This window comes from Flectobacillus sp. BAB-3569, assembly GCF_002270355.1.
GTDB lineage: Bacteria > Bacteroidota > Bacteroidia > Cytophagales > Spirosomataceae > Flectobacillus > Flectobacillus roseus.
Map to the genome: position 1 here is coordinate 138,076 of NZ_NJFZ01000020.1, position 23,172 is coordinate 161,247.

General features: G+C 37.6%; 21 protein-coding genes and 1 riboswitch. Of the genes, 8 read left to right on the top strand and 13 right to left on the bottom strand.

Translation table 11 applies throughout. From position 1 onward, the window contains the following. Nucleotides 1-81: 81 nt before the first annotated feature. The 4 genes from BWI92_RS18640 to BWI92_RS18655 all read left to right on the top strand — a co-directional run bounded on the left by BWI92_RS18640 (nucleotide 82) and on the right by BWI92_RS18655 (nucleotide 5,699). Nucleotides 82-1,545, top strand: a complete 1,464-nt coding sequence (locus BWI92_RS18640) for an adenylate/guanylate cyclase domain-containing protein (protein WP_095165514.1) — start codon at nucleotides 82-84, stop codon at nucleotides 1,543-1,545. A 189-nt stretch (nucleotides 1,546-1,734) separates the two neighbouring features. After that, nucleotides 1,735-2,307: an HD domain-containing protein gene (locus BWI92_RS18645; RefSeq protein ID WP_095165516.1), complete on the top strand. Its 573-nt coding sequence runs from the start codon at nucleotides 1,735-1,737 to the stop codon at nucleotides 2,305-2,307. A gap of 93 nt (nucleotides 2,308-2,400) precedes the next feature. After that, entirely contained in the window at nucleotides 2,401-4,266 is a 1,866-nt protein-coding gene (locus BWI92_RS18650) for a patatin-like phospholipase family protein (protein ID WP_095165518.1), read from the top strand. 617 nt (nucleotides 4,267-4,883) lie between these two features. Then, nucleotides 4,884-5,699, top strand: a complete 816-nt coding sequence (locus BWI92_RS18655; protein WP_095165520.1) for a universal stress protein — start codon at nucleotides 4,884-4,886, stop codon at nucleotides 5,697-5,699. Between the two features lie 244 nt (nucleotides 5,700-5,943). Here BWI92_RS18655 and BWI92_RS18660 read toward each other — a convergent pair whose 3' ends face one another. Continuing rightward, on the bottom strand, nucleotides 5,944-6,474 hold the full coding sequence (locus tag BWI92_RS18660) for a DinB family protein (protein ID WP_095165522.1): 531 nt from the start codon (nucleotides 6,472-6,474) through the stop codon (nucleotides 5,944-5,946). A 249-nt stretch (nucleotides 6,475-6,723) separates the two neighbouring features. Here BWI92_RS18660 and BWI92_RS18665 point away from each other — a divergent pair, with 249 nt between their 5' ends. Then, a complete protein-coding gene (locus BWI92_RS18665; RefSeq protein ID WP_176464479.1) occupies nucleotides 6,724-8,205 on the top strand; it encodes a M61 family metallopeptidase in 1,482 nt (493 codons plus the stop codon). A 107-nt stretch (nucleotides 8,206-8,312) separates the two neighbouring features. Here the strand turns inward: BWI92_RS18665 and BWI92_RS18670 are convergent, their stop codons facing one another. The 12 genes from BWI92_RS18670 to BWI92_RS18720 all read right to left on the bottom strand — a co-directional run bounded on the left by BWI92_RS18670 (nucleotide 8,313) and on the right by BWI92_RS18720 (nucleotide 18,704). Beyond that, on the bottom strand, nucleotides 8,313-9,389 hold the full coding sequence (locus BWI92_RS18670; RefSeq protein WP_095165527.1) for a Gfo/Idh/MocA family protein: 1,077 nt from the start codon (nucleotides 9,387-9,389) through the stop codon (nucleotides 8,313-8,315). A 406-nt stretch (nucleotides 9,390-9,795) separates the two neighbouring features. Beyond that, nucleotides 9,796-10,647 carry a 4,5-DOPA dioxygenase extradiol gene (gene ygiD / locus BWI92_RS18675; RefSeq protein WP_409024756.1) on the bottom strand — a complete coding sequence of 284 codons (852 nt, stop codon included), beginning with the start codon at nucleotides 10,645-10,647 and terminating at the stop codon, nucleotides 9,796-9,798. A gap of 228 nt (nucleotides 10,648-10,875) precedes the next feature. Beyond that, complete coding sequence (gene cobC, locus BWI92_RS18680; protein WP_095165531.1) at nucleotides 10,876-11,439, bottom strand: alpha-ribazole phosphatase; 564 nt, start codon at nucleotides 11,437-11,439, stop codon at nucleotides 10,876-10,878. Between the two features lie 9 nt (nucleotides 11,440-11,448). Next, nucleotides 11,449-11,646, bottom strand: a complete 198-nt coding sequence (locus BWI92_RS28520) for an adenosylcobinamide-GDP ribazoletransferase (protein ID WP_255406841.1) — start codon at nucleotides 11,644-11,646, stop codon at nucleotides 11,449-11,451. 38 nt (nucleotides 11,647-11,684) lie between these two features. Next, nucleotides 11,685-12,224 (bottom strand): adenosylcobinamide-GDP ribazoletransferase, encoded by a 540-nt coding sequence (locus BWI92_RS28525; protein WP_255406842.1) that lies wholly within the window; start codon nucleotides 12,222-12,224, stop codon nucleotides 11,685-11,687. An 11-nt stretch (nucleotides 12,225-12,235) separates the two neighbouring features. After that, nucleotides 12,236-12,505, bottom strand: a complete 270-nt coding sequence (locus tag BWI92_RS18690) for a hypothetical protein (protein ID WP_141234836.1) — start codon at nucleotides 12,503-12,505, stop codon at nucleotides 12,236-12,238. Continuing rightward, the gene (gene cobT / locus BWI92_RS18695; protein WP_095165535.1) at nucleotides 12,477-13,517 is read right to left on the bottom strand and encodes a nicotinate-nucleotide--dimethylbenzimidazole phosphoribosyltransferase; all 1,041 of its coding nucleotides are present in this window, start codon (nucleotides 13,515-13,517) and stop codon (nucleotides 12,477-12,479) included. The genes BWI92_RS18690 and cobT overlap by 29 nt, the downstream gene beginning before the upstream one ends. Next, entirely contained in the window at nucleotides 13,514-14,218 is a 705-nt protein-coding gene (locus BWI92_RS18700; RefSeq protein WP_229363312.1) for a diphthine--ammonia ligase, read from the bottom strand. Before BWI92_RS18700 ends, cobT begins: the two co-directional genes overlap by 4 nt. A gap of 35 nt (nucleotides 14,219-14,253) precedes the next feature. After that, on the bottom strand, nucleotides 14,254-14,757 hold the full coding sequence (locus BWI92_RS18705) for a bifunctional adenosylcobinamide kinase/adenosylcobinamide-phosphate guanylyltransferase (RefSeq protein WP_095165537.1): 504 nt from the start codon (nucleotides 14,755-14,757) through the stop codon (nucleotides 14,254-14,256). A 98-nt stretch (nucleotides 14,758-14,855) separates the two neighbouring features. After that, the gene (locus tag BWI92_RS18710; protein ID WP_095165539.1) at nucleotides 14,856-15,788 is read right to left on the bottom strand and encodes an ABC transporter substrate-binding protein; all 933 of its coding nucleotides are present in this window, start codon (nucleotides 15,786-15,788) and stop codon (nucleotides 14,856-14,858) included. A 288-nt stretch (nucleotides 15,789-16,076) separates the two neighbouring features. Continuing rightward, complete coding sequence (locus BWI92_RS18715) at nucleotides 16,077-16,673, bottom strand: DUF6580 family putative transport protein (RefSeq protein WP_095165541.1); 597 nt, start codon at nucleotides 16,671-16,673, stop codon at nucleotides 16,077-16,079. A gap of 63 nt (nucleotides 16,674-16,736) precedes the next feature. Continuing rightward, the gene (locus BWI92_RS18720; protein WP_095165543.1) at nucleotides 16,737-18,704 is read right to left on the bottom strand and encodes a TonB-dependent siderophore receptor; all 1,968 of its coding nucleotides are present in this window, start codon (nucleotides 18,702-18,704) and stop codon (nucleotides 16,737-16,739) included. A gap of 162 nt (nucleotides 18,705-18,866) precedes the next feature. Further along, a riboswitch (cobalamin riboswitch) is annotated at nucleotides 18,867-19,071 on the bottom strand. Between the two features lie 389 nt (nucleotides 19,072-19,460). Between BWI92_RS18720 and BWI92_RS18725 the strand changes: the two genes are divergently transcribed. The 3 genes from BWI92_RS18725 to BWI92_RS18735 all read left to right on the top strand — a co-directional run bounded on the left by BWI92_RS18725 (nucleotide 19,461) and on the right by BWI92_RS18735 (nucleotide 23,167). Next, nucleotides 19,461-21,758 carry a GH92 family glycosyl hydrolase gene (locus tag BWI92_RS18725; RefSeq protein ID WP_095165545.1) on the top strand — a complete coding sequence of 766 codons (2,298 nt, stop codon included), beginning with the start codon at nucleotides 19,461-19,463 and terminating at the stop codon, nucleotides 21,756-21,758. A 460-nt stretch (nucleotides 21,759-22,218) separates the two neighbouring features. Beyond that, nucleotides 22,219-22,602: a hypothetical protein gene (locus tag BWI92_RS18730; protein ID WP_095165547.1), complete on the top strand. Its 384-nt coding sequence runs from the start codon at nucleotides 22,219-22,221 to the stop codon at nucleotides 22,600-22,602. 193 nt (nucleotides 22,603-22,795) lie between these two features. Continuing rightward, nucleotides 22,796-23,167, top strand: a complete 372-nt coding sequence (locus BWI92_RS18735; protein ID WP_095165549.1) for a hypothetical protein — start codon at nucleotides 22,796-22,798, stop codon at nucleotides 23,165-23,167. Nucleotides 23,168-23,172 lie beyond the last annotated feature (5 nt).

The following is a 23,172-nucleotide window of genomic DNA, read 5'->3' on the forward strand; positions in this document are numbered from 1 at the left end:
TAATCTAAAGTGCAAATTTCGTATTTCTTAGGCTGATATAAAATTCCTTTTAGTATATTTAAGCTACACTTCGAACGAATTATGAAAACTAAAACGCTCTTCTGCTGCTACGCTATTATTTTCAGTTTATCGGCTCAATTTTCTAAGGCACAAAACAGAACTATCGAACTTTGGAAAAGTCGCTTGCAAACCGAGACCCGAGAAATCCCAAAAACTGATATTCTTTTGAATCTTTCGAAAGAATATGAGCTCGAAAATAATCTCAATGAATCATTGACATACGCCAATCAGGCCTTGAGTTTGGGCGAAAAAGCTAACTATAAAAAAGGGATGGCTTTTGCGTATCTGCAACTTTCATTGGTCAACGGCAAACTGGGAAACAAATCTACTGCCCGAAAACAACGTAACAAGGCCAATGATTTGTTGGAAGAAATCAATCAACATATTGGCAATGATATTGTACAACTACAAAAACAGCAACTTTTAGCCGAAGAAGAACTCAAAAAAGACCAAGAAGAATTGGCTTTACAAAAAGAAGAAGCTGAAAAAAAACGCTTAGAACTGGAACAAAAAAACGCTGAAGTCGAGCAGTCAAAAGGCGAAATAGCCCTTTCCTTACAAACTATTAATGAACTCAGTGGGGATATTTCGGAGAAAGAATCAATGCTTCTCAAAAAACAAAGACAACTCGACAAGCAAGCTGATAAAATTAAAATTTTACGACAAGAAAAAGCTATTCAAGATTTAGCTCTCGAAAAACAGAAAGTAGTCCAAAAACTGATGTTGGTGATTGTTGCAGCCATTTTGCTATTAGTGCTTTTTCTTTTGATTTTGTATTTTAACAAAAAGCGAAGTAATCAAAAATTGGAAGAAAAAAACGAAATCATCGAAGTTGAAAAACAACGTTCTGATGAATTATTACTCAACATTTTGCCTTCCGAACTCGTTGATGAATTAAAGGAAAAAGGTACTGCAACTACCCAATATTACGAATTGGCAACGGTCATGTTTACCGACTTTAAAGGTTTTACTCAAATCAGTGAACAACTTTCACCGCAAGAGTTGATCGAAGAAATTGACTATTGCTTCAGAGGTTTTGATTTAATTCTTGAAAAATACCCGTCCATCGAAAAAATCAAAACCATTGGTGATGCCTATCTCTGTGCTGGGGGGATTCCTATCCCCAATGCACAACATCCAGTAGAAGTGGTTCGGGCAGCTTTGGATATTTTGGGATTTATGAAGAAAAGAGAAATACAGCGAAAAGAACTAGGAAAGCCCTTTTTCGAGATTAGAATTGGGATACATTCTGGTCCTCTGGTCGCGGGAGTTGTTGGTGTCAAAAAGTTTGCTTACGATATTTGGGGCGATACCGTCAACACGGCCTCTCGCATGGAAAGTAAAAGTGAAGTTGGTAAAATCAATATTTCTGGCAATACTTATCAACTTGTTCAGCATCACTTTTCATGCCATCATCGAGGAAAAATTCAGGCAAAACACAAGGGTGAAATAGATATGTATTTCATTGAAAAATCGCTCACATAGATAAGTGGTGAATTGTGAGTGGTGAATTGTGAATTATTTTTTATTGTCAATATTTTATCTTCAGCAGCCTGTAAGCTCTATGAAATAGGCAAAAGCTTAAATATATTTCTTATAAAACGATAAAACATTTTGCCGAATGTCCATAGCAGACTGCCAAAACCCCAACAACCGTAATTTTCATAACATACGATGAACCTTGCTTTAGCTCAAAGATATATTTTAGAACGATTGACGACGGAGCTCTCCTCCGATTTTAGCTATCACCATGTCAATCATACATTGGCGGTCGAAAAACGAGCGCGTGAAATTGCGTTATCAGAAGGGATTGTTGACGAAGAAAGTTTGATATTATTGTCTACAGCTTGCTTTTTCCACGATGCTGGTTTTTTGATTTCTTACGACCAGCATGAAGATTTTAGTTGCCAAATCGCTGAGGAGATACTTCCTCAGTATGATTACACCTCTGCGCAAATCAACCTCGTAAAACATTTGATACAAGCTACCAAAATACCTCAATCTCCTGACGATTTGCTTTCCAACATCCTATGTGATGCAGACCTAGATTATTTAGGTGGCTCGGATTATTACGCCATTGTTGATACTTTGCATCAAGAGCTCACACATTTCAAACGACTTGATCCAATTCAAGATTGGGTCCAAATCCAGATAGATTTTCTGGAAAAACATTCTTATTTTACCCCAACAAATCAAAAAGAGCGAACAGAGGAAAAGAAAAAGAGAATTGAGGAGTTACGCTCATAAAAGAATACCTCAATAGGCTAACGTTGCGATTTTATCCATCATCTCAAAATCTACGGCAGCACATAAACAAATCTCAAATCGAATAAATAAACTATGCAACAAAATTATCCAATAAAAGACTATCAACATGATTTATTGGTGAATAGTCTATCTAGTGTTTTTGGCAAATTTGACACACAAATGTTGGGGCTTATCGAGCCGCAATTGGAGTGGATAGAATTAGCTGGAGGCGAAATCTTGTTTCGACAAGACGAGGTAGATGATTCCTTGTATTTTGTTATTAGCGGTCGACTACGAGCCTATGTTACCACCGCAGAAGGTGAAAACTTGACGGTTGGAGAAATTATAAGGGGTGAAACTGTGGGAGAAATGGCCTTGTTTACAGGCGAACCACGTGGCGCCAGTATTGTGGCCACAAGAGATAGCGTACTTGTAAAGCTCACAAAAGTCCTTTTTGAAGAAATTCTGAAAGCTTATCCGCTGATTTCGATGAGTGTTTCCAAAATCATCATCAATCGTCTTCGCAATTCTCAGTCGCTCAAAAAAAGTATCAAAAAACCTGTTAATATTTGTTTTGTAGGAGTTTCCCCTACGCTCAATCATCGTGATTTCATTGATAAACTTTTTCCTTATCTCGAGCGAAAAGGCAGAACACTCTTACTCTCCTCTGAACTCATCAATCACACCCACGAAACCGAAAATTTGGCTCAAGCGGCCAAAAGTGATACAACACATTATCGAAAACTCAGTCAATGGCTCGACGAACAAGAGTCTAAATATGACTTAATGTTATACCTCTGTGATAATGCAAACACAGAATGGACCAAACGTTGCATTCGTAATGCAGATGAAATTTATCTGCTAGCTTCAGCAGAAGATTCCCCAGAGTTGACGGCCTTTGAAAAAGAAATATTTATCAAAACTCAGGCAAAGCCAGCTGTTAAAAACTTGATTTTATTACATGACGAAACAACCCGAATTCCTCACTTTACTGAAAAATGGTTGAAACCTCGTAATGTACAGCGTCACTTTCATATTCGTCCGTATCTTATTTCAGATTTGCAACGTCTTGCAAGGGTTATTTCTGGCAATGCCATTGGGTTGGTGCTTGCAGGTGGAGGTGCCAAAGGATTTGCTCATTTGGGAGTTTATCAAGCTCTGAAAGAATTTAACATACCTATTGATTTTGTGGGAGGTACGAGTGTTGGAGCTATGATGTCGTCATTAGTTGCCTTTGATATTTCGCCAGAGATGGCAAAACAAAATGCCAGAAAAGGCGCATTTTTCAACCCAACCAAAGATTATACCTTACTACCTTTTGTGTCTTTGATTAAAGGACATAGAATCGAAAAAATGATTTCGGATAGTATTGTAAGTAGTGTTGGCAAGGAAGTTAATATCGAAGACACTTGGATTCCCTGTTATTTTGTCTCTAGTAATTTTACAGAAGCACGCGAAGTCCTACATACCAAAGGTTCTATTACCAAGTATTTGCGTGCGAGTAGTTCAATACCTGGGGTTTTTCCTCCTGTAATCGACAATCAGGATTTTCTTGTAGATGGTGGTACATTCAATAACTTCCCTACGGATATCATGAATAAATTGGGGGTAGCCAAAATTATCGGGGTTAACTTCTTTATTGATAAACCTAATAAACTTTCTATCACCAAAATGCCTTCTGGCTGGGAGATTTTGAAAGATAGATTTCGAAGTAAAAAAGACCAAAAATACCGGATGCCCCTGCTCATGTCTATCATTTTGAATAGCACGGTGTTATACAGCGATGCCCGACAAAGCGAAACCAAAAAATATACAGACCTCTATATCAATCCAGATTTGCGCAAATACAGTATTCTCAATTGGCAGGCTTTTGATGAAATCTACGAAATCGGCTATCAGCATGCCAAAAAGATGTTTGAAAATATGTCAGAAGAAGAATTAAGATTTTATAGAGAATAGTTTTGTTTAAATCAAAGCTAAGTAAGTAATCGTGCAGAATTAAGTTTTGTGTTTTAGGCATAAGGCAACAGGCACAAGGCAAAGAGTGTTAAATCGTTATTTTGTAAGGATCGATAAATTTTCGCCGAATGCCCAAAGCTGAAATCCGAAAGCTCAATAATTAAACTTTATTTTGCCTACTAACTTAATATGGTAAAGTTTTTAGGCAACAGGCACTAGGCAAAGTTTTTTAAAAAACCACAGAAATGTTTTTTTAAAGCCCATCGCCGAGAGCCGATACCTGAAAGCAGTTAATCTAAAATTTAAATTTATCTGGAGAAAAAAGTTTCTTGGTTAAATGACTAGTTCTTAACTAACAATTCCAATTAGCTGGTGAATTTATTCACCCTAAACCCCAAAAATACCTCTCATAAGTTCAATTTTTTAGCAAAAAAATATCATTTTCAACTAAGTTTTGCAACGAAAAAGATCTCTATTTCGTTTAATTAATAGAGAGTCAGAACCACATATTCCATGATGAAAGTTAATACAAAACCTACTTTTCAAGAGTGTTTTGTTATTTTATTCAATCTAACTTGCTTTCCATAAATGAGTGGAAAGCTTAAAACATCAAGGCTATGAAAAAGGTGATTGTTGCAACGAATTTTTCGGAAGAAGCCGAAAATGCTACTATATATGCGGCACAAGCTGCGGCTGCATTAAACTTGGAGTTGGTATTGTTCAATTTACACAATGTGTCGATTCACGCACTGAACGCCCGAACTTCAAGTAATTCAATGAATCATGGATTAGCCTTGGCGAAGTTAGAGTTGGCCGAAGCTGCCCAAAAACTCGAATCTGAGTACCACATCAAAGTAACGCCACATATCGCTTCTGGAGATATAACCGACGAATTAAATCGCTGTTTTGTGGTGCATGAGGCCGATATGCTGGTTTTGGGAATGCCTGAAAAATCGGTGGAGCAGGATTTATTAGGAAATACCACTACACTCGTAATCAACAAAATCAAATATCCCATTATGGCGATTCCTAAAAGTGTAAAATTTGAAGGAATCAAAAAAATTCTATTTGCCTGTGACGTAACCAAAGGCGTTCATGGAATGATACTAGGAAGGGTAAAATCAGTTGCCAGAAGTTTTGGCGCTAAAGTGGAGGTATTCTATGTTTGTCGTAAACAACACGAACTAAGCGCTGTAGATGTCGAGCATTTGGACAGCATTTATGCAGGTTTGGATGGCATCGATTACTCCTACAACAATGTTACATCAGACAGTGTGGTCGAATCCATCAAGGATGAAATCAAAGAAACACATTCTGATTTATTAGTCATGGTACCTTACAAATACGGTTTTCTGAGCTCTATGATACATAGAAGCAAAACCCGTATGATGGCATCAGAAAGTAATGTTCCTTTACTCTCATTGAACCTTTAACATACAAACTGTTTATTGAGTGAGTTGCGATTGAGTGAATGAGTGATTAATATCATTGATTACTAGACAAAATTGAAACTAGTAGTTCAAGACTTAGTCTTGGACTTACTATTGTAAACAGTTTTAAAACTGAATCAATAACTGATTCTAGACAAAGTCAAAACTATTGAATCGCTTTTACCCGTTTTGTCCAGTAGTAATAATCACTCATTCAATCAATCTCAAATCACTCAATAAGAGAACCTTAGAAAAGCTTTTCCTGCGGTGGCTTTGCTCCTGCTAAGCGAATATAAACCGTTGTTTGACCTCTGTGGTGTGTTTGATGCTCAAAACATTTAGCAAAGGCTGTACCTTTTGTCATCTCAAAACGATTGAACAATTTGATTGTTTCACCCATCTTGTCTGCTGGCATTTTTTTCAAGCTGTTAATCACAAAATCATATCCATCTAATACAATTTTGGAGACATTTGCCTTGGATTTATCTGTTGTTTTTTCCAATTCTCCTGGGGCAAAAGCACTTTTCTCGCCAGAAGCCGCTGCGGCAAAACCATAGTTACCGTCTGTCAGGTGCAACATTTGTTCAGCAAATGAGCGCATTTCTGGTGTAGGTTTCAAGGCATAACCAGACTCAGGCATAGCGTCAAGATATTCCTTTGTATAGGTCTTGGCTCTCTCCCATTCTTTAATCATTTCATCCTTAGATGTTTGTGCGTTTGCAAGGCTAGAAATAGCCAAAAACAAACAAATCGTTGAGAGTAATTTTTGAAATTTCATGAGTTGGATTGATTAACAATAAATATTCTTCGAAAGATAAAACACACTGTCCAGTCATTTTCATAAATCAATTCAAAAATTACCCATTCTTTGCAAATTTTAACCCAGACGTATATTGCATCGGACAATTAGGTAAATTGCTTTCTTTACCTTCATTAACCTTTTAATTGTACAATTTCGATGAATAACTATATCAAAATGGGTCTTAGGCTGCTAGTGATTGTATTATTTGTAGTTTCACAACATACAATGGCTCAATCTTCAAAAAAAGCTTTATTTAATTATACCATTGATTTTACTAAACCTCAAAATCAAAACTTTACGGTTCAATTAAGTAGCGCTGGATTCCCGAAGGACACTTTAGATTTTACAATGCCACAGTGGATGCCAGGATATTACCAAATCATGTCGTACGCCAAACAAATCAGTAGCATAGAGGCCAAAGATGCCAAAGGAAAGGCGTTGACCCTCACTAAAAAAGCTGATAATATTTGGCAACTAATTTTACCTAAAAATACTCCCTTTACCCTCAATTATACGGTGACTGCCAAACGCAATTTTGTGGCAGCAGCTGTGGTGGATACCACTCATGCCTACGTAGTTACGACTGCTGCTTTTTTGTATGTACCCGAATTTCTTCAGAGTCCAGTACATGTTAAAGTAAAAACGCCATGGAAGGATGTAGCCACAGGACTAACACTAGTTTCGGGGAAAAAACATGAATTTACTGCACCCGATTTTGACATTTTATACGACTGCCCTATCCTTTCAGGAAGTCTTGAAGAGTTACCATCTTTTGTAGTTGGTGGCAAGAAACACCGATTTGTGGGCTATAAAATGGGTGAGTTCGACAAGGTGCGACTCATGAACCAACTTCAAAAAATTATAGAACAAGCGGCAACGCTTATTGGCGATATTCCTTATAATGAATACACTTTTATTGGAATTGGCCCAGGAAATGGCGGTATCGAACACTTAAATAATACAACCGTTAGCTTTACAGGTGAACAACTAAGCAATAGAGATGTTGAAATAAGGATATTGAACTTTTTAACACACGAATATTTTCATCACTATAATGTCAAAAGAATTCGTCCTTTCGAGTTAGGACCTTTTGACTACAGTCAGATGAATCATACCAATCAACTTTGGATCAGCGAAGGTTTGACGGTATATTATGAGTATCTTTTGGTAAAAAGAGCAGGTCTTATCTCTGAAAAGGAAGTATTGAATAATCTGTCAAATAACATCACAAATATTCAAAACAACCCTGGAAGATTACATCAATCGCTGGCGCAAGCTAGTTATGATACTTGGAAAGATGGTCCGTTCGGAACTTCGGGAAAAGATGCTTCAAAATCTATTTCATATTATGAAAAAGGTCCATTGGTAGGCTGGATTGTTGATTTAGCCATTAGAAACGCGACTGATAACCAAAAATCCCTAGACAACGTCATGAGTTATTTGTATCATTATTATTACAAAAAACTCAAGAGAGGTTTTACTGACGCCGAATTCCGTCAGGCATGTGAAACCATCGCAGGACAATCACTGAGTGCTGAATTCGACTATATCTATAGTACCAAAGAGTTGGATTATGCCACTTATTTGGGATACGCTGGTTTGGAAGTAAAAGTAGACGACACAACGCATAAGTGGACTGTTTCAAGAAAAGCCACTATTACGCATAGACAAGAGGCTATTTTAAAAAGTTGGTTAGGGGACAAATAACAATTCCTAATAGGTTGCGACTAAAATCGCAACCTATTAGGAATTTATAAAATACCTCTAGTATATTCAGATAACAGATACACCATTAACTGATAACTTCACAATACCTACAACATCACTGGTAATCCAGTTTTAACAGATTCATCACAAGCAAAGGCAATTCTTAGACTATTAACTGCATCCTCCACGTGGTCATCCAAATTAAGGTCTTCTTGGATTGCTTTCAAGAAATAGGCTTGTTCTCGATTACAAAGTTCTTGATGATCTGGCTCGTCCGTAAGATTAATCCATTCATCAGGTTTGGTAAAAGCATTATTGCCATCAATATCTGCATAGTGTACACGCAAAGATTCTGTTTTGGTATGGGCATCTACATTATCAGATTTACCAACACCCCCTGCCTCTTTGGCAACGATTGATACACAGCCTTTAGGTCCAATCACATCTTTCACAAAAAAGGCCGTTTCGCTCATCATAGGTCCCCAACCCGCTTCGTACCAACCCACTGAACCATCTTCAAAGCGAATTTGTAATTGTCCATAATTATAATTTCCTTCAGGTATATCATTGGTCAATCTCGCACCAATAGCATTGACTTGCAATGGTTTAGAACGAGTCATTTGACACATCACATCAATATAATGAACGCCACAATCTACAATCGGACTCAGGCTTTTCATCAAATTTCTGTGCACATCCCACATATAGCCATGACTTTGTTGGTTGAGATTCATACGCATAACCAAAGGACGTCCTAGTCCCGAAGCCACTTCCACAAACTTTTCCCACGAAGGATGATGTCTCAAAATATATCCAACAACAACTTTCTTATTTTTCTCTTTTGCTTTAGCAGCAACTCTTTCGGCACCAGCTACAGTGTCGGCTAATGGCTTTTCAATGAAAACATGACAATCAGCCTCTAATGCCTGAATAGCAAAGGCTTCATGGGTATCAGGATAAGTAGAGATACACACAGCATCGGGCTTAGTAGCCTCCAAAGCTTCAGCGTAGTCGTTAAAAAGTGCATACCCTCCTCCTAGTTTCTCGTTGAGTACTTCCTTACTTTTTCCAGTAGAAACAATTCCGCAAATCTCGAAATTTTCTGAATTGTGATAAGCTGTGGCATGCGAAGCACCCATATTTCCGCAACCTACAACCAATACTTTGATTTTTTGAACTGACATTTTTTTGGTAGTTAAATCAATTTAGATATGTGTCTGTAATCTGTTTATAAAACAATCAACTACATTCAATATCCTTTCTTTTTATGAAAATTGGATATGATGTGATTTCTCACTGTTTAGCTCAAATCTATGAATTTATGATGAATTTATTGTCCTGTCGAGTGAAGTTCCTTTGGAAAAGTGCCTAGTAACAAAGGCATAAAAAGAAAGACAAGTTTTATCATTTAACCCAAAACTCTCTCTATGCCTTATTTTTATGGTTTGTACTCAGTAAATGGGCAGCATTACTAGCTCAAGACTTCGTCTTGGACTCATTTTTTATATAGTTTAAAACTGAAACAAACACTAGTCCGAGACTAAGTCTCGAACTAGTGAAGCATACAAGCAACTAATAACATCTTGACACTTATGAAATTTTGAAGGAAGTCATAGAAATGGCACCTAAAACTGTTTTATCATTAAATACGCTCACTTGTTCTTGAGCTTGCTGGGTGCCAACGGTATAGAGTAAAGGCAAATAATGATCTGGAGAAGGCGCGGATAATTGTACCGCCGAGCCCAAACTTTGATAGTTAATCAACGATTTATGATCTTGATTCACGACCATTTTTTTCAGCATTGCATTTGCTTCCAAAGCCCAATCATACCCATATTCTGGCAAATTAATTTTGTCCCAAGCCAAACGACGCAGGTTATGAACGATATTGCCACTACCCACAATCAATACGCCTTTATCGCGTAATTTGGCAATTTCTTTTGCCAAGTCATAATGATATTGAGGCGCTTTTGTATAATCCAAACTTAACTGCAAAACTGGCACATCAGCCTTTGGATAAATATGCTTGATAACACTCCAAGCGCCATGATCTAGCCCCCATTGCTCGTCGAGACCAACCTCTGTCGAGTGGATAGCCTGCTTAGTTTCCAAAGCAATCGAAGGACTTCCTGGCGCAGGATATTGCACATCGAATAAGGCCTGTGGAAAGCCCCCAAAATCATGAATCGTTTTCGGTTTGGGCATCGCTGTAACAAAAGTACCTCTTGTCTCCCAGTGTGCCGAAATACATAAAATAGCACGTGGTTTAGGTAAATCTTGTCCTATTTTTTTCCAACCTCTCGAAAACTCATTATCCTCAATCGCATTCATTGGACTTCCATGTCCTAAGAAAAAAGCAGGCATTCTCTCCATCTTTGGAGCATTAGCCAATTCATTTAAAGCCCTGATATCCATATTTATAGTGGCTGGCAGTATTGCCATAGCCTTTAAAAACTCTTTGCGATTCATGTATATACATTAAATTTCTATAAAGTTAACAATAAATCCATTCTATTTATTTCATTACTAGTAAAATTTAATGTATATACACGAATTTTGTTGCGTGAGTTCGGTATTGAGTGATTCACACAAGTAGAGACGTAATATTTTACGTCTATCTTTCCTACACAAGGATAATTGAGCTTACAAAAGGGTTTTTGAAGGTGAAATTTACAAGAACTTTACTTTAAAGAAGCCGTATTGATATTGGATTTTGATCATAGCGCCATAATCAATATCGACTGCGAAGACTTTTTGGGCGGGAATTTCTAAAATTAGGTGTAAAATCGTTCGTATCACACCTCCATGGCAAACAATGACCTTATCATTTGTAGATTGCTGCAAAGTTTCTTCCCAAACAGATTTAACTCTTTCTATCATCTGGGAAAAACTCTCACCATTTGGAGTCGTAACATTGACAAAGTCTTGCATCCACGGCTGACTTTCGTCTTCAGGAATATCGTTCCAAAGTTTCATTTCCCAATCGCCAAAATTCAATTCCATCCACCTTTTATCTGTTTGGAATACTTTTTCTGGAAACAAAAATTCCATCAAATTAGTACAACGACTTAGTGGGCTTGAATGTAAATCAAAATCCACTTGGGTCGATGGAAGTTTCTTTTGTATAACTTTTGCTTCCTCCTCAAAGGTCTTTGCCAAGTGAACATCACTTTGACCATAACACAGTCCCTTGGGAACATCCACAGAAGTATGTCGAATCAGGTATATATCCATGACGAAATCTTATTTTACTGTCCAAATTCCAACTAAATACAAATAGGCAATTACCTCTGTTAATTGTTGAATGCTACCTAAACAATCGCCTGTGTAACCTCCAAGCCATTTGGTAAAAAACCTAGCAAGATAGGCTCGCATTAGGAATATAGGAACCAGTATACCAATAATTTTCCAATCTTGCGTTACGTAAACCACGATACACATAGGTAACAGGGCAAAAATAGAAGCTACAAAAAAGGCATCTATTCCAATTTTTTGCCAATAGGTTTTGCTTTACTTAGGGCGTCTTCTCGAACATATTCATGGGTAAAAATCATCGACAATGCCGCATATCTGCTGAGTGGATGCACCAACATAAGTGCATATATTTGATAGTCTTTTCCAATGTAAAAAAGACTACTTACTTTTAAAACCAATGCTAATCCGAGTCCCAACAAGCCAAAAGTTCCCAATCGGGAGTCTTTCATAATATCCAATATTTTCTGTTTGGTCCAGCCACCTCCAAATCCGTCACAAACATCGGCCAATCCATCTTCATGAAAGCCTCCAGTAGTCAAAATACTCGCAACCAGACTCAAAAGTATAGCAATAGGAAAAGGGAATACCAACGAAAAAAGGTAAAAAACGAGGCTCGAAATAGCGCCTACAATCCAACCTATCACTGGGAAATAAACAGTTGCTTGATTAAGCATATCCTCGTCATGTTTCATCCAGTTGGGCACAGGAATACGGGTATAAAACATGAGAGCATTGAGAAAAATATGGAACTGTCGAGTTAGCATAATAAGATATTTTAATTTTTCTGATTTAGGCGCAAGGCAACAGGCACGAGGCAAAGAGTGTTAAAATGTTTTTTATAACCACCGACATGATTTTTACAAAGCCCACTGCCGAAAGTCATTACCTGAAAGCACAAGGCACAATCTTCTATTTTATTTTGCCCATTAATTTTTAGATTAATGCAAAATAAAATTGCATTAATACGCTTTTCGCTATAAGCTAAATGCCCATAACTGACCGCCAAAAGCCCAAAGCTAAACATTGGATACTCCTGCTGACTCAAAACTTGCCATTTCGTTCATAAAGTTTACCGCAGATTGGATAATAGGATATGCCAAGGCACAGCCTGAACCCTCTCCCAAGCGTAAATCTAGTTTCAATAAGGCATTTTCCCCTAAATAATCCAACATAGCTTTATGTCCACTTTCATCGGATTGATGACAAAAAACGGCATAGTGCGAAATATTGGGTTCTATTTGATGCGCGATCAAATAGGCAGAAGTGGCAATAAAACCATCAACCAACACAATCATGCCTAGTTCGGCTGCTTGTAGCATAGCTCCTACCATTTGTGCAATTTCAAAACCACCAAATGCTGTCAATACTTTTAGTGGAGTATCTAGTTTACGATGTAAATCTTGGGCTTTTTGTAGGACTTGTAATTTAGTTTTTAAAGCTTGGTCATCCAACCCTGTTCCCCTGCCGACGCATTCTGATAATGGTAATTTGCAAATTTTACTCATGATCAGACTTGCTGACGAGGTATTACCAATCCCCATTTCCCCAAAACCAATGATATTACATCCATTTTCGAAAATCTTTTGAATAAGTGCCGCTCCCCTATCAATGGACTTTTGTCCTTCCTTGATACTCATGGCAGGCTCTTTCAAGTAATTTTTTGTGCCAAAAGTATTAGGAATTTTATTATGAATAATAGGCAGATTTTTCTCAAAAGTCCCATTCACACCTGCATCAACCACTTCTAGGGTAATGTTATGTTGACGACAAAAAACATTAATTGCGGCACCACCTTGCACAAAATTCATAACCATCTGATAGGTCACTTCGGGAGGATATTTACTGATGCCTTCTTGTGCAGCACCGTGGTCACCTGCAAATACGACTAAATGAGGTTTTTGTAAGGAAGGATTTAAAGTTTGTTGAATCAGCGAAATTCGCAAAGCAAGTTTTTCTAATTGCCCCAATGCGCCTACTGGTTTGGTTTTGAAATCTATTTTATGCTGAATAGCGTCTAAAATAGATGAATCTGGCACGGGGATATGGAAAGTTTTCATAAAGGAATCAAATCTGTAAAGTAATATGTTGTGCGATGCATATTGAGGGCTGCATCCTTGTATTCGTAGGTCTTGTCAACGGTCTCTCCTATCTCAAACTTAATTTCTTGACTAAAATAGGGTGCTTTAAAAACGAACGTATGAAATTCTCCATTTTCACCGCAAGGGTCAATATTGGGAGGAAGGTCATTGACAAAATCTTTATCGAGTATCCTTCCACAAAAGCTTTTATCTAAAAGACTACCATTTACGCTCACGACAATGGTTTGAAAACCCAAAGACCAAAACTCTTCTAGCAGTTCCATCGAATCCCTTTTCCAAATAGGAAAAACACCCGTAATGCCTTGCTGAGCCAAACGTTCTTCTCGATGTTTGCGAAGGTCTTCCAAAAAAATATCGCCAAAAATAGAATGGGTAATTCCTTGTGCCAATATAGGATTAAGTGTTTCTGCCATTCGTTGCTGATATTCCTCCATGGAAACTGTTTCTGGTAAACGAAGCGTTACGAGAGGCTTTCCGATATTTTGGGCTTGCTGTTGGAGCAATTCCTCGCGCACTCCATGCATAGAAATACGCTTGAACGAATCATTAACCGAGGTAAGAAGCGTCTCGACACTCAAATTAGGGTCTTTTAGCGCATGATAAAGACTCAATGCTGAATCTTTACCACCCGACCAGTTCATGAGGGCTTTGTGTGTCATGAAATATAATAGTTTAGGAACAAAGTCAGTTACACCTACTTAATCTGCACAGGAATACCGCTTACCATCAAGGTTGCTTTTGTTGATTTTTGGGCAAGATATTGGTTGACCCACCCTTGCAAATCCACAAATTTTCGTCCCATTTCAGTTTCTGCATGCACGCCCATCCCTAATTCGTTGGTAATAAAAATAATAGTTGCATTAAGCTTTGCCAATTCATCAATTTCTTGTTTCGCTTTGATTAGGCAAGCATCAATATCATATTTTTCATCAATAAAAAAGTTGGTTAACCAAAGTGTTACGCAATCAATCATGTACACTTTTTCAGCTTCGATTACTTTACTGATATTTTTTTCTTCTTCTATCAAAGTCCAACGCTCGTCGCGGTCACCACGATGGCGCTCGATTCGTTTTTCAAAATCTCCATCCCAATGCCTTGCCGTGGCAAGATACGTTGGGGATTGTGAAAAACTGAGAGCAAGATTTTGTCCGTAGCTACTTTTTCCACTTCTGGCACCGCCAGTAATCATCCAAATCATGGTATTATATTTATAGCTGTTAGTTTGGGGCTTTCAGCATTCGGAATTTCATTTATTTAGGTAGAGACATTTTTACACTCAAAACTCAGCACCAATATTTACACCAATACTGATTCGTAAATATTCACAGCTTTGTGTTTCAAATGTGCCGGAATTTCAAAAATTTCTGGATGGAATAATGCCGCCAATACCTCTATCCCATTGACCAAAGTGGAAGCACTTGGTTGAGTAAACATATCAAAATCTGCCAAATACACTTGTTTATTCTGAACCGCTTGGAGTTCTTCCCAACCCTGTTGTTTTTCAAGCAGGAACAACTCTTCTCTAGCACGTTCGGTTTCGAATCCACAAGGGGCAATCACCAAAACTTCTGGATTATAACGTTTTATTTTATCAAAATCAGTCACAATGCTGTAGCCCGCAGGGTTACTGAGCATATCTATTCCTCCCGCAAAAGCAATCTGATAAGGTATCCAGTGCCCACAATTATATACGGGCTGAATCCATTCTAACAGACTCACTCTTCTTACAGGCGCCTTGTGTTTTCGCAAGGTATCAATCACCACATCAATTCTAGCATTGAGTTTTGACAAATATTCATAAGCTGCCTCTTCTTTGCCCAAAGCCGTTGCAATCTGAATGGCACAATCAAAGACATCCTTGAGATTTTTGGGTGTGAGCGCCACCAATTCTGGCACCTTTGGCAATTGAGCTACCGCACTTGCTGTACACACGGTATCTATTTGACAAACCTCACATACATCTTGTGTAAATACTACATCAGGAGCGGCATTTTCCAATCGCTCTTGCTCCACATAATACAGGCTTTTTCCTTGTGCTTTGTAGGAAGAAAAGATTTTATCAATCTCATCGCTCGTGTAGTTGTTGTCCTCCAGCACGCAACGCACCACGATAGGCTTTTCACTACGAGATTCGGCACTACACTCAAATGTCACGCCATGCAAATGACCTTGAAGGTTCATATCATATATCATTTGGGTGGCAGCAGGCAAAAAAGAACAAGCTTTCATATTGGCTATGGGGTTTGTGGGTAATGGGCTTTGTGATCTGGGCAGACAGCTTTCGGAAAAGGTTTCTATGCTTGCCGAAGAAACATTTTAAACTTTTACCTCAAGACCTATCGAATTCCATCTAATGCAGATAAATACCTCGTTATCAAAAACTTAAAATTCATTATTAAAAAAGGTGAGAACTATTGTATTTGATCCGAGTATATATTAAACAATAGGTTATAGGTTTGATTTAGAAATTAAATCTGGTTACTTTGAAAAATTAACCAGATTTTTCAGAACTAAGTACTAAGCTTGTTCAAAGGCAAGATTCGGTAATTTTATTTTTGCAAATTCAATAGCGCCAAACATCACGGCACCGTAACCCAAGGTTCCTGCTAGGAAATTGAGCATATACGGATACCCTTGGATATAGCATTGGATTAGTCCGTTCAAATCTCTTGAAAGTGGTCCACCTGTGCGAATATCCATACCTCCACCAAACCAAACACCAAAGTCAACCAACAACCAAAATCCTACCGATGCAGCTACGCCACTCAAAAGGAAATTTTTAAGATTTACTTTTTTCATCAAAACTTTTCCTAATAATACAATTCCTGCAAAAATGGCGTAATTGTACATCCAGCCACTATACATGATACCGTATTTGCCACCGTAAATCATCCCATTGATGATAAGGTCAGAAAATAAAAGTGTCAATAATGGAAAAGCAAAGGCTTTCCAGCGTTGAGAAAAATACGTACCTCCAAATAAGCCCATTGCACCGATTGGCGTAAAATTGCTCAAAGGATTGAGGCACGAGGCATTGATCAGGCGTGCTGTTCCTACCAAAATCACAATTGATAGTAGCAGACTTACACGTGGATTTAGTTGTGTTTTTGTCATGTTTGTAATCGTTTTTACTGTTAGCAAGGCAGAAAGACTGAGCAATCTACCTTGCTTTGCATTTTAGTGAATACTAAATACTGCTCCAGCCATGAAATTACGACGGCGACTATTGTAGCCAGGCACGTCAGAAAACTCCTTGTCTGTAAGGTTTTTCAAATCAAAAAATAATTTAATTGTCGAATTGATTTGATACTCTGTATAAAAATCTAATGTTGTGTAATTTCCGAGAATAACTTTAGCATCGTCGTAAGGACCACTGCTAGCCTTGCTTACTGAACGAAGTGCCAACTGTGCCGACCAATTTTTCAAAATCTGGTAGGACACATTTACATTAACCGAATGTTTTGGACGACGGAAAAGATTGGCATAAGTAGTATCTTTTCCTGCAACTTGTGTAGTAACTTCACCATCTACAAAAGTATAATTAGCCTTAATTTGTGCCTTACCAATACCTAATTGAGCATCTACTTCGAAACCATGGTCTTTTTGCTGACTCAAATTTACATAGCGTCCCCACGGGTCTTGACTGATACTGATGTACGCAATCACATCCTTGATATTACGATTGAAGTACACACCACGAATATAAGATTGATGATTTTTGCTGAAATACTGAGCACCAATTTCACCAGTTTTACCTACCTCTGGCTTTAAAGCTTCGTTTCCGTAAGGAGAGAACAATTGATATAATGATGGTGCTTTGTAGCTAGAAGAATAAGTAGCTAATACTTTTAATCTACCTCCAATCCAATAGAACGGATTAAGGTTATACGTAAAATTGTTACCATAGATAGAGTGATTGTTGTAGCGTCCACCAAGTTCTAAACCAAAGCCATTAAAGTCTTGTAAATTCAAAGAAGTGTAGCCACTAAACAAACTGGTATTGGCAGTTGAAGCTTTTATCGCTGGACTCTCATAGGGGCCATAGCTACTGATAGACAAATACGTTTGGTCAGTATTTTGCCAACGATTTTCAACACCTAACAACCATTTAACTTTATCCGAAAAAGTATGTGCATAATACGCCTCGGCAAATCTTGCCACACCGCGATAGTAGCCATAAGAGTATTTAGCAAAAGCGCCAGCCTCTACATGTGCAGAATCGTCGACATATACCCTTTGACCATTAGTTTGCTGAAAATTGACCGTTAACTTTCCATTTTTCAACTGATATGCGCCACCAACGGACCAAAGCAAGTTTTTGTTTTCAAAAGTATAGTCTTTTTCATCTTTGAAAGCCCCTGCATCCAAGTCAGTTTTGTAATAATTACTCATCAAATCAGCTCTTAAGGTTAAGTTTTCACCCACTTGTTGACCCAATTTTACCTGAAAATTATTTTGCTTGAATCCGTCATTATCATAAGGAGTTTTGGCTGTTTCTGGCTGTTTAGCAGCAGAAATACCGTTTGATTTTGTACCATTCCATGACAAACCATAGGTCGTTTTTTTGTACTGACCACCTGCATTTATGCTCGCACGATAGGTATCATAGCTACCGCCAGCCAAACTTCCACTAAGACCTAATTTTTTACCACTATTTTTGGTAGTAATGATGTTAATGACACCTGCAACAGCATCGGAACCATACAAACTTGACTGACCACCTTTTAAAATTTCGATACGCTCGATTTGGTCGATCGCAATCAAGTTGATGTCAAACGACGTAGACGCACCAGAAGGGTCATATACAGGCAAACCATCAACCAAAATCAAGGTGTAGCCAGCGCCTGCGCCACGCAAATACAAATCTTGGTTTGTACCAAGTGTATTTTGAGAACCAATAACAGTAAGTCCAACTTGCTGGTTTAGCAACTCGCCTACAGTTTTACCTTTGCTACGTTGAATCGTAGCCGCATCAATTACTGACACCACTTTACCCGATTGAGATTGCTTTTGTGGGTACTTGTTGGTACTCACGACAACTTCATCAAGAACTTGAGATTTTTCAGCATTTTGAGCAATACTTTCTACACTTGCGCACAAGGCAAGCAATACAACTGATGGAAATAACTTTGAAGAATAAAACATTTAGAATTTGAACTTCCATTTTCTTATTCACCCACTTCAAAACATTCATTCCAATACTGCAAAAGGCAGCACAGAGAACTGTTTAAAAATGTTGATAATGGTCAATAAAAAAAGCGAAAATACTTTGCGAACGCTCGATTTTTGCTCATCCTCCGTAAGCGCGTATCAAGAATAATCTATGGCAGGTCTCCTGACTTCACTCGTCATACTCGAACCTTCCCGAAATAAATTCAGTGGTTATGAGGATTGAGTTGACACGATTGAGTGTTACAGTTGCGGGGACAGTTCAGGTATCACACCTGATTCCCTATTAAGCTTTGAGGTTTTTGCTGGGAAAAACTAAAGCACCATAAACTGTTTGCAAAGTTATGGAAAAAATTAGGACAAAAAAAATAGCGTATCAACTAAATCGATACGCTATTCCAAACTACACCAAATATTATTATGATAACCACAATTGTGGCTCTCGAAAGTCTTGTTTCATTTAAAAGCACTTTGATTTTACAAATTTGAGTATTTATTATTAATAATAAAATGAGTAAAATTACTTAATTGTTAGCAAAATTTATAGATTTAAAATAAATGCTTTCTTAAATTACTCAAAAAAAACCGATAAAGTCACAAACTTTTATTTTTCGGGCTCTCATGTAAATGCGTATAATCATTTCAAACAAATCTGTTAACTTCAAAGCCAATCTCAATTTTTACATTAATTCTATAATCAAACATTTTTTTACTCCCTGAAATTTTAAAAAAATGACCCATTTTCTAAAAAACTCAAAAATCTTAACACTTTTATTCGGCAGTTTGACTCTTGGCACACAAGCCCAAACCGTTGATAAAGTAAATGACCCCGTAGAATGGATTAATCCATTGATGGGTACAGCCTCAAAACCTAGTCTCTCTACAGGAAACACGTATCCAGCAATCGCTTTGCCTTGGGGGATGAATTTCTGGATGCCACAAACTGGCAAAATGGGCGATGGTTGGGCTTACACTTATGATGCCGACAAAATTCGTGGCTTCAAACAAACTCACCAACCTAGTCCGTGGATCAACGATTACGGCCAGTTTGCGATTATGCCAATCACTGGAAAAATTCGTTTTCAGGAAGACCAACGTGCCAGCTGGTTTTCGCACAAGGCCGAAATTGCCAAGCCGTATTACTACAGTGTGTATTTGGCCGATCATGATGTGACCACCGAAATAACACCTACCGAGCGCGCGGCGGTCATGCGTTTTACTTTTCCCAAAACTGACAGCGCCTTCGTAGTAATTGATGCTTTGGACAAAGGTTCTTTTGTGAAAATTATTCCTGAAAAAAATCAGATTATTGGATACTCGACCAAAAATAGTGGCGGAGTTCCAGAAAACTTCAAGAACTATTTTATCATCCAATTTGATAAGCCTATTACCTACAAATCTGTTTGGAAAGCAAAGGAATTGCTTGCGAACGAATTATCTGTTACAGATAACCACGTAGGTGCTGTTGTTGGCTTCAAAATTTCAAAGCGTGGTGAGCAAGTAACTGCTAAAATTGCTTCTTCTTTTATCAGTTTCGAACAAGCTGAAATAAACCTAAAAGAAGTAGGAAGTCAATCTTTCGAAGAGATTAAAAATCTAGGAAAAGGCATTTGGAATACCACTCTTTCAAGAATTTCAGTAGAAGGAGGTAGTGTAGACCAAACTCGAACTTTTTACTCGTGTTTGTATCGTACAATGCTTTTTCCAAGAAAATTCTATGAGCTAGATGCCAAAGGGAAAGTTGTACACTATAGTCCGTATAATGGTCAAGTATTGCCTGGTTATATGTTTACTGATAATGGATTTTGGGATACCTTCCGCGCCGTGTTTCCATTCTTTAACCTAATGCATCGTAATTTGAACTCACAGATTATGGAAGGATTGGTAAATGCCTACAAGGAAAGTGGATTTCTTCCAGAATGGGCAAGTCCAGGACACCGCGATTGTATGATTGGCTCAAACTCAGCATCGTTGATCGCTGATGCTTATATCAAAGGCGTGAGAGGTTTTGATGTTGAAACACTCTATCAAGCGATGTTGAAAAACAGTGAGAATGAAGGGCCATTGTCATCGGTAGGTCGTAAAGGTGTAAAATACTACAATGATTTAGGATATGTGCCTTATGACGTAAAAATCAACGAAAATGCTGCTCGTACACTCGAATATGCGTATGATGATTTTTGTATTTATCAATTAGGAAAAGCGCTCAACAAGCCTGCTTCAGAATTGGAGAGATTTGCTAAACGTTCACAAAATTACAAGAACCTATATGACCCAAGTCACAAATTGATGCGTGGCAAAAATGCGGATGGCACTTTCCAATCACCATTTAATCCATTCAAATGGGGCGACGCCTTTACAGAAGGGAACTCTTGGCATTACACATGGAGTGTATTCCATGACATAAAAGGATTATCAAATTTGATGGGTGGTAAAAAGGAATTTGCCAATATGTTGGATTCTGTTTTTGTAGTTCCACCAGTTTTTGATGACTCATATTATGGTTTTGTGATTCATGAAATTCGTGAAATGCAAATTATGAATATGGGTAATTATGCGCATGGTAATCAACCTATTCAGCACATGCCTTATTTGTACAATTACGCAGGGCAGCCGTGGAAAACGCAATATTGGGTACGTGAGGTAATGAACAAACTCTATCAGCCAACACCAGATGGTTACTGTGGTGACGAAGACAACGGTCAGACTTCAGCTTGGTATGTTTTCTCAGCAATGGGCTTCTACCCTGTTTGTCCGGGTACAGACCAATATGTTTTGGGTGCTCCTTTGTTCAAAAAAGTAACCTTATCACTTGAAAATGGCAAACAGGTTGTCATCAAAGCGCCAAATAACAGTGCTGATAACAAGTATATCGGAAATCTAAAATGGAATGGTAAAGATTATTCTAAAAACTGGTTGAGCCACAATGATTTGCAAAAAGGAGCCACATTAGATTTCTTGATGCAGTCAAGCCCAGCGACCAATAGAGGTGTATCTGAGACAGACATTCCCTATTCGTTTGTGAAGTAATATGGTTTGATTAGTTGTGGTAATTTTGGAGAACCTCCACAACTTCTGTTTACTTATACAAGCACAATATACATTTTAAAAGCGCTTTCTGATGAATATCAGGAAGCGCTTTTTCAGTTTATAATTAGCCGTATTTTAACGAGTTAAAAATTTTCAGAGTAGTCCTAGAGTAGTTCTTAAGTAATCGTGTAGAATAAGATGTTTAGGCAATAGGTACAAGGTAAAGAGTGTTAAAATGTTTTTTAGTAACGATGAATAGGTTTTTGCTGAATGCCCACAGCTGAAAGCCGATAGCTAAAAAATTAAATTTGATTTTGCCCACTAACTTACTTAAGCACTGAAAAAGTGTGATAATTTCTCGTTTAATAATTTAAAGTGACAAATCTTGCCTTGTTTTCGTTTAAAGGTAAAATTTGTACTTTATTAATAAATTCACTTAAATCTTAGGACATTCTCGCCTATGAAATCACAACAACTACTCCTTGCTATAGGATTTGCTATTATTATTACCTCCATTTATCAAGTAATTTCAGTCTGGAACACTCCGATTACTTTCAATATTCCAGTTCTGTTTTTCAATGTTTTTTTACTGGCGCATTTCGCTTTGGCTTTCAAACATGTTTTGGCATCACAGAAACTTCCTTATTTCTATTTAGGTGGTTTATTGGCAGCTTTGAGTATCAATGGATTTATGCTAAAAATGGAAGAAGCATCCTTGATTTCACAAGTTTTGCTTACAGTTACCACCATTTCACTGAATTACATGAAATCCAGTATTGACGAGCAAAATTGGGAAGAAGATAATTATGTATTACTCGATAAGAGAGAATTAGTGGAATTGTAAGTACTCGTTTAAAACGAGCAACTCTTTTTAAGAAAAATCCTTGATAATTGTTCGTGTCGTAATATTTACGCCGAACAATTATCAGGGATTTTTCTATTAAATCGTAAAAATATTCAGTCAAAATCTATTGGTTTTTGATCACAACTGATTAATTTAGGAGTGGTTCACCTTTCAATTTTTCAAAAGCAATTATATGAAAAAGTTCTTAATCCCTCTCCTGATATTAGCAACGGTAAGTTTGATTCTTTTTTGTCATTTCTTCATTGATATTTACCCAACACTAGACCAATTCCAGCTATTTTATGGAAGTATGCTTATGGTGGTAGGGCTCTACCATTTGTACAATTTACAAACCATTTTCAAGTCAATAGATTCTTTTAGGGATTTCATTTGGGATTATTTTCCACTTAGTTTTTCTATTAGTATTTTTCAAATCGTCTGTAGCTATTCCGTATCAATCTGGTCATTATTGGGCTTATTTTCTTTAAGTGCTGCCTACCGACTTTGGAAAGTGGACAAAAAATACCCTCGAAATAGTATATTCCACTCAATTTATTTCACCTAAACTAT

What these genes read in the sequence shown, in the direction of transcription:
- BWI92_RS18665 (WP_176464479.1), top strand. Translation starts at nt 6,724, where the DNA reads ATGGCTCAATCTTCAAAAAAAGCTTTATTTAATTATACCATTGATTTT.
- BWI92_RS18645 (WP_095165516.1), top strand. Translation starts at nt 1,735, where the DNA reads ATGAACCTTGCTTTAGCTCAAAGATATATTTTAGAACGATTGACGACG.
- BWI92_RS18710 (WP_095165539.1), bottom strand. Translation starts at nt 15,788, where the DNA reads ATGAAAGCTTGTTCTTTTTTGCCTGCTGCCACCCAAATGATATATGAT.
- BWI92_RS18730 (WP_095165547.1), top strand. Translation starts at nt 22,219, where the DNA reads ATGAAATCACAACAACTACTCCTTGCTATAGGATTTGCTATTATTATT.
- cobC (WP_095165531.1), bottom strand. Translation starts at nt 11,439, where the DNA reads ATGGATATATACCTGATTCGACATACTTCTGTGGATGTTCCCAAGGGA.
- BWI92_RS18705 (WP_095165537.1), bottom strand. Translation starts at nt 14,757, where the DNA reads ATGATTTGGATGATTACTGGCGGTGCCAGAAGTGGAAAAAGTAGCTAC.
- BWI92_RS18650 (WP_095165518.1), top strand. Translation starts at nt 2,401, where the DNA reads ATGCAACAAAATTATCCAATAAAAGACTATCAACATGATTTATTGGTG.
- BWI92_RS28525 (WP_255406842.1), bottom strand. Translation starts at nt 12,224, where the DNA reads ATGCTAACTCGACAGTTCCATATTTTTCTCAATGCTCTCATGTTTTAT.
- BWI92_RS18700 (WP_229363312.1), bottom strand. Translation starts at nt 14,218, where the DNA reads ATGACACACAAAGCCCTCATGAACTGGTCGGGTGGTAAAGATTCAGCA.
- BWI92_RS18660 (WP_095165522.1), bottom strand. Translation starts at nt 6,474, where the DNA reads ATGAAATTTCAAAAATTACTCTCAACGATTTGTTTGTTTTTGGCTATT.
- cobT (WP_095165535.1), bottom strand. Translation starts at nt 13,517, where the DNA reads ATGAAAACTTTCCATATCCCCGTGCCAGATTCATCTATTTTAGACGCT.
- BWI92_RS18655 (WP_095165520.1), top strand. Translation starts at nt 4,884, where the DNA reads ATGAAAAAGGTGATTGTTGCAACGAATTTTTCGGAAGAAGCCGAAAAT.
- BWI92_RS18670 (WP_095165527.1), bottom strand. Translation starts at nt 9,389, where the DNA reads ATGTCAGTTCAAAAAATCAAAGTATTGGTTGTAGGTTGCGGAAATATG.
- ygiD (WP_409024756.1), bottom strand. Translation starts at nt 10,647, where the DNA reads ATGGCAATACTGCCAGCCACTATAAATATGGATATCAGGGCTTTAAAT.
- BWI92_RS18720 (WP_095165543.1), bottom strand. Translation starts at nt 18,704, where the DNA reads ATGTTTTATTCTTCAAAGTTATTTCCATCAGTTGTATTGCTTGCCTTG.
- BWI92_RS18715 (WP_095165541.1), bottom strand. Translation starts at nt 16,673, where the DNA reads ATGACAAAAACACAACTAAATCCACGTGTAAGTCTGCTACTATCAATT.
- BWI92_RS18735 (WP_095165549.1), top strand. Translation starts at nt 22,796, where the DNA reads ATGAAAAAGTTCTTAATCCCTCTCCTGATATTAGCAACGGTAAGTTTG.
- BWI92_RS18725 (WP_095165545.1), top strand. Translation starts at nt 19,461, where the DNA reads ATGACCCATTTTCTAAAAAACTCAAAAATCTTAACACTTTTATTCGGC.
- BWI92_RS18640 (WP_095165514.1), top strand. Translation starts at nt 82, where the DNA reads ATGAAAACTAAAACGCTCTTCTGCTGCTACGCTATTATTTTCAGTTTA.
- BWI92_RS28520 (WP_255406841.1), bottom strand. Translation starts at nt 11,646, where the DNA reads ATGTGTATCGTGGTTTACGTAACGCAAGATTGGAAAATTATTGGTATA.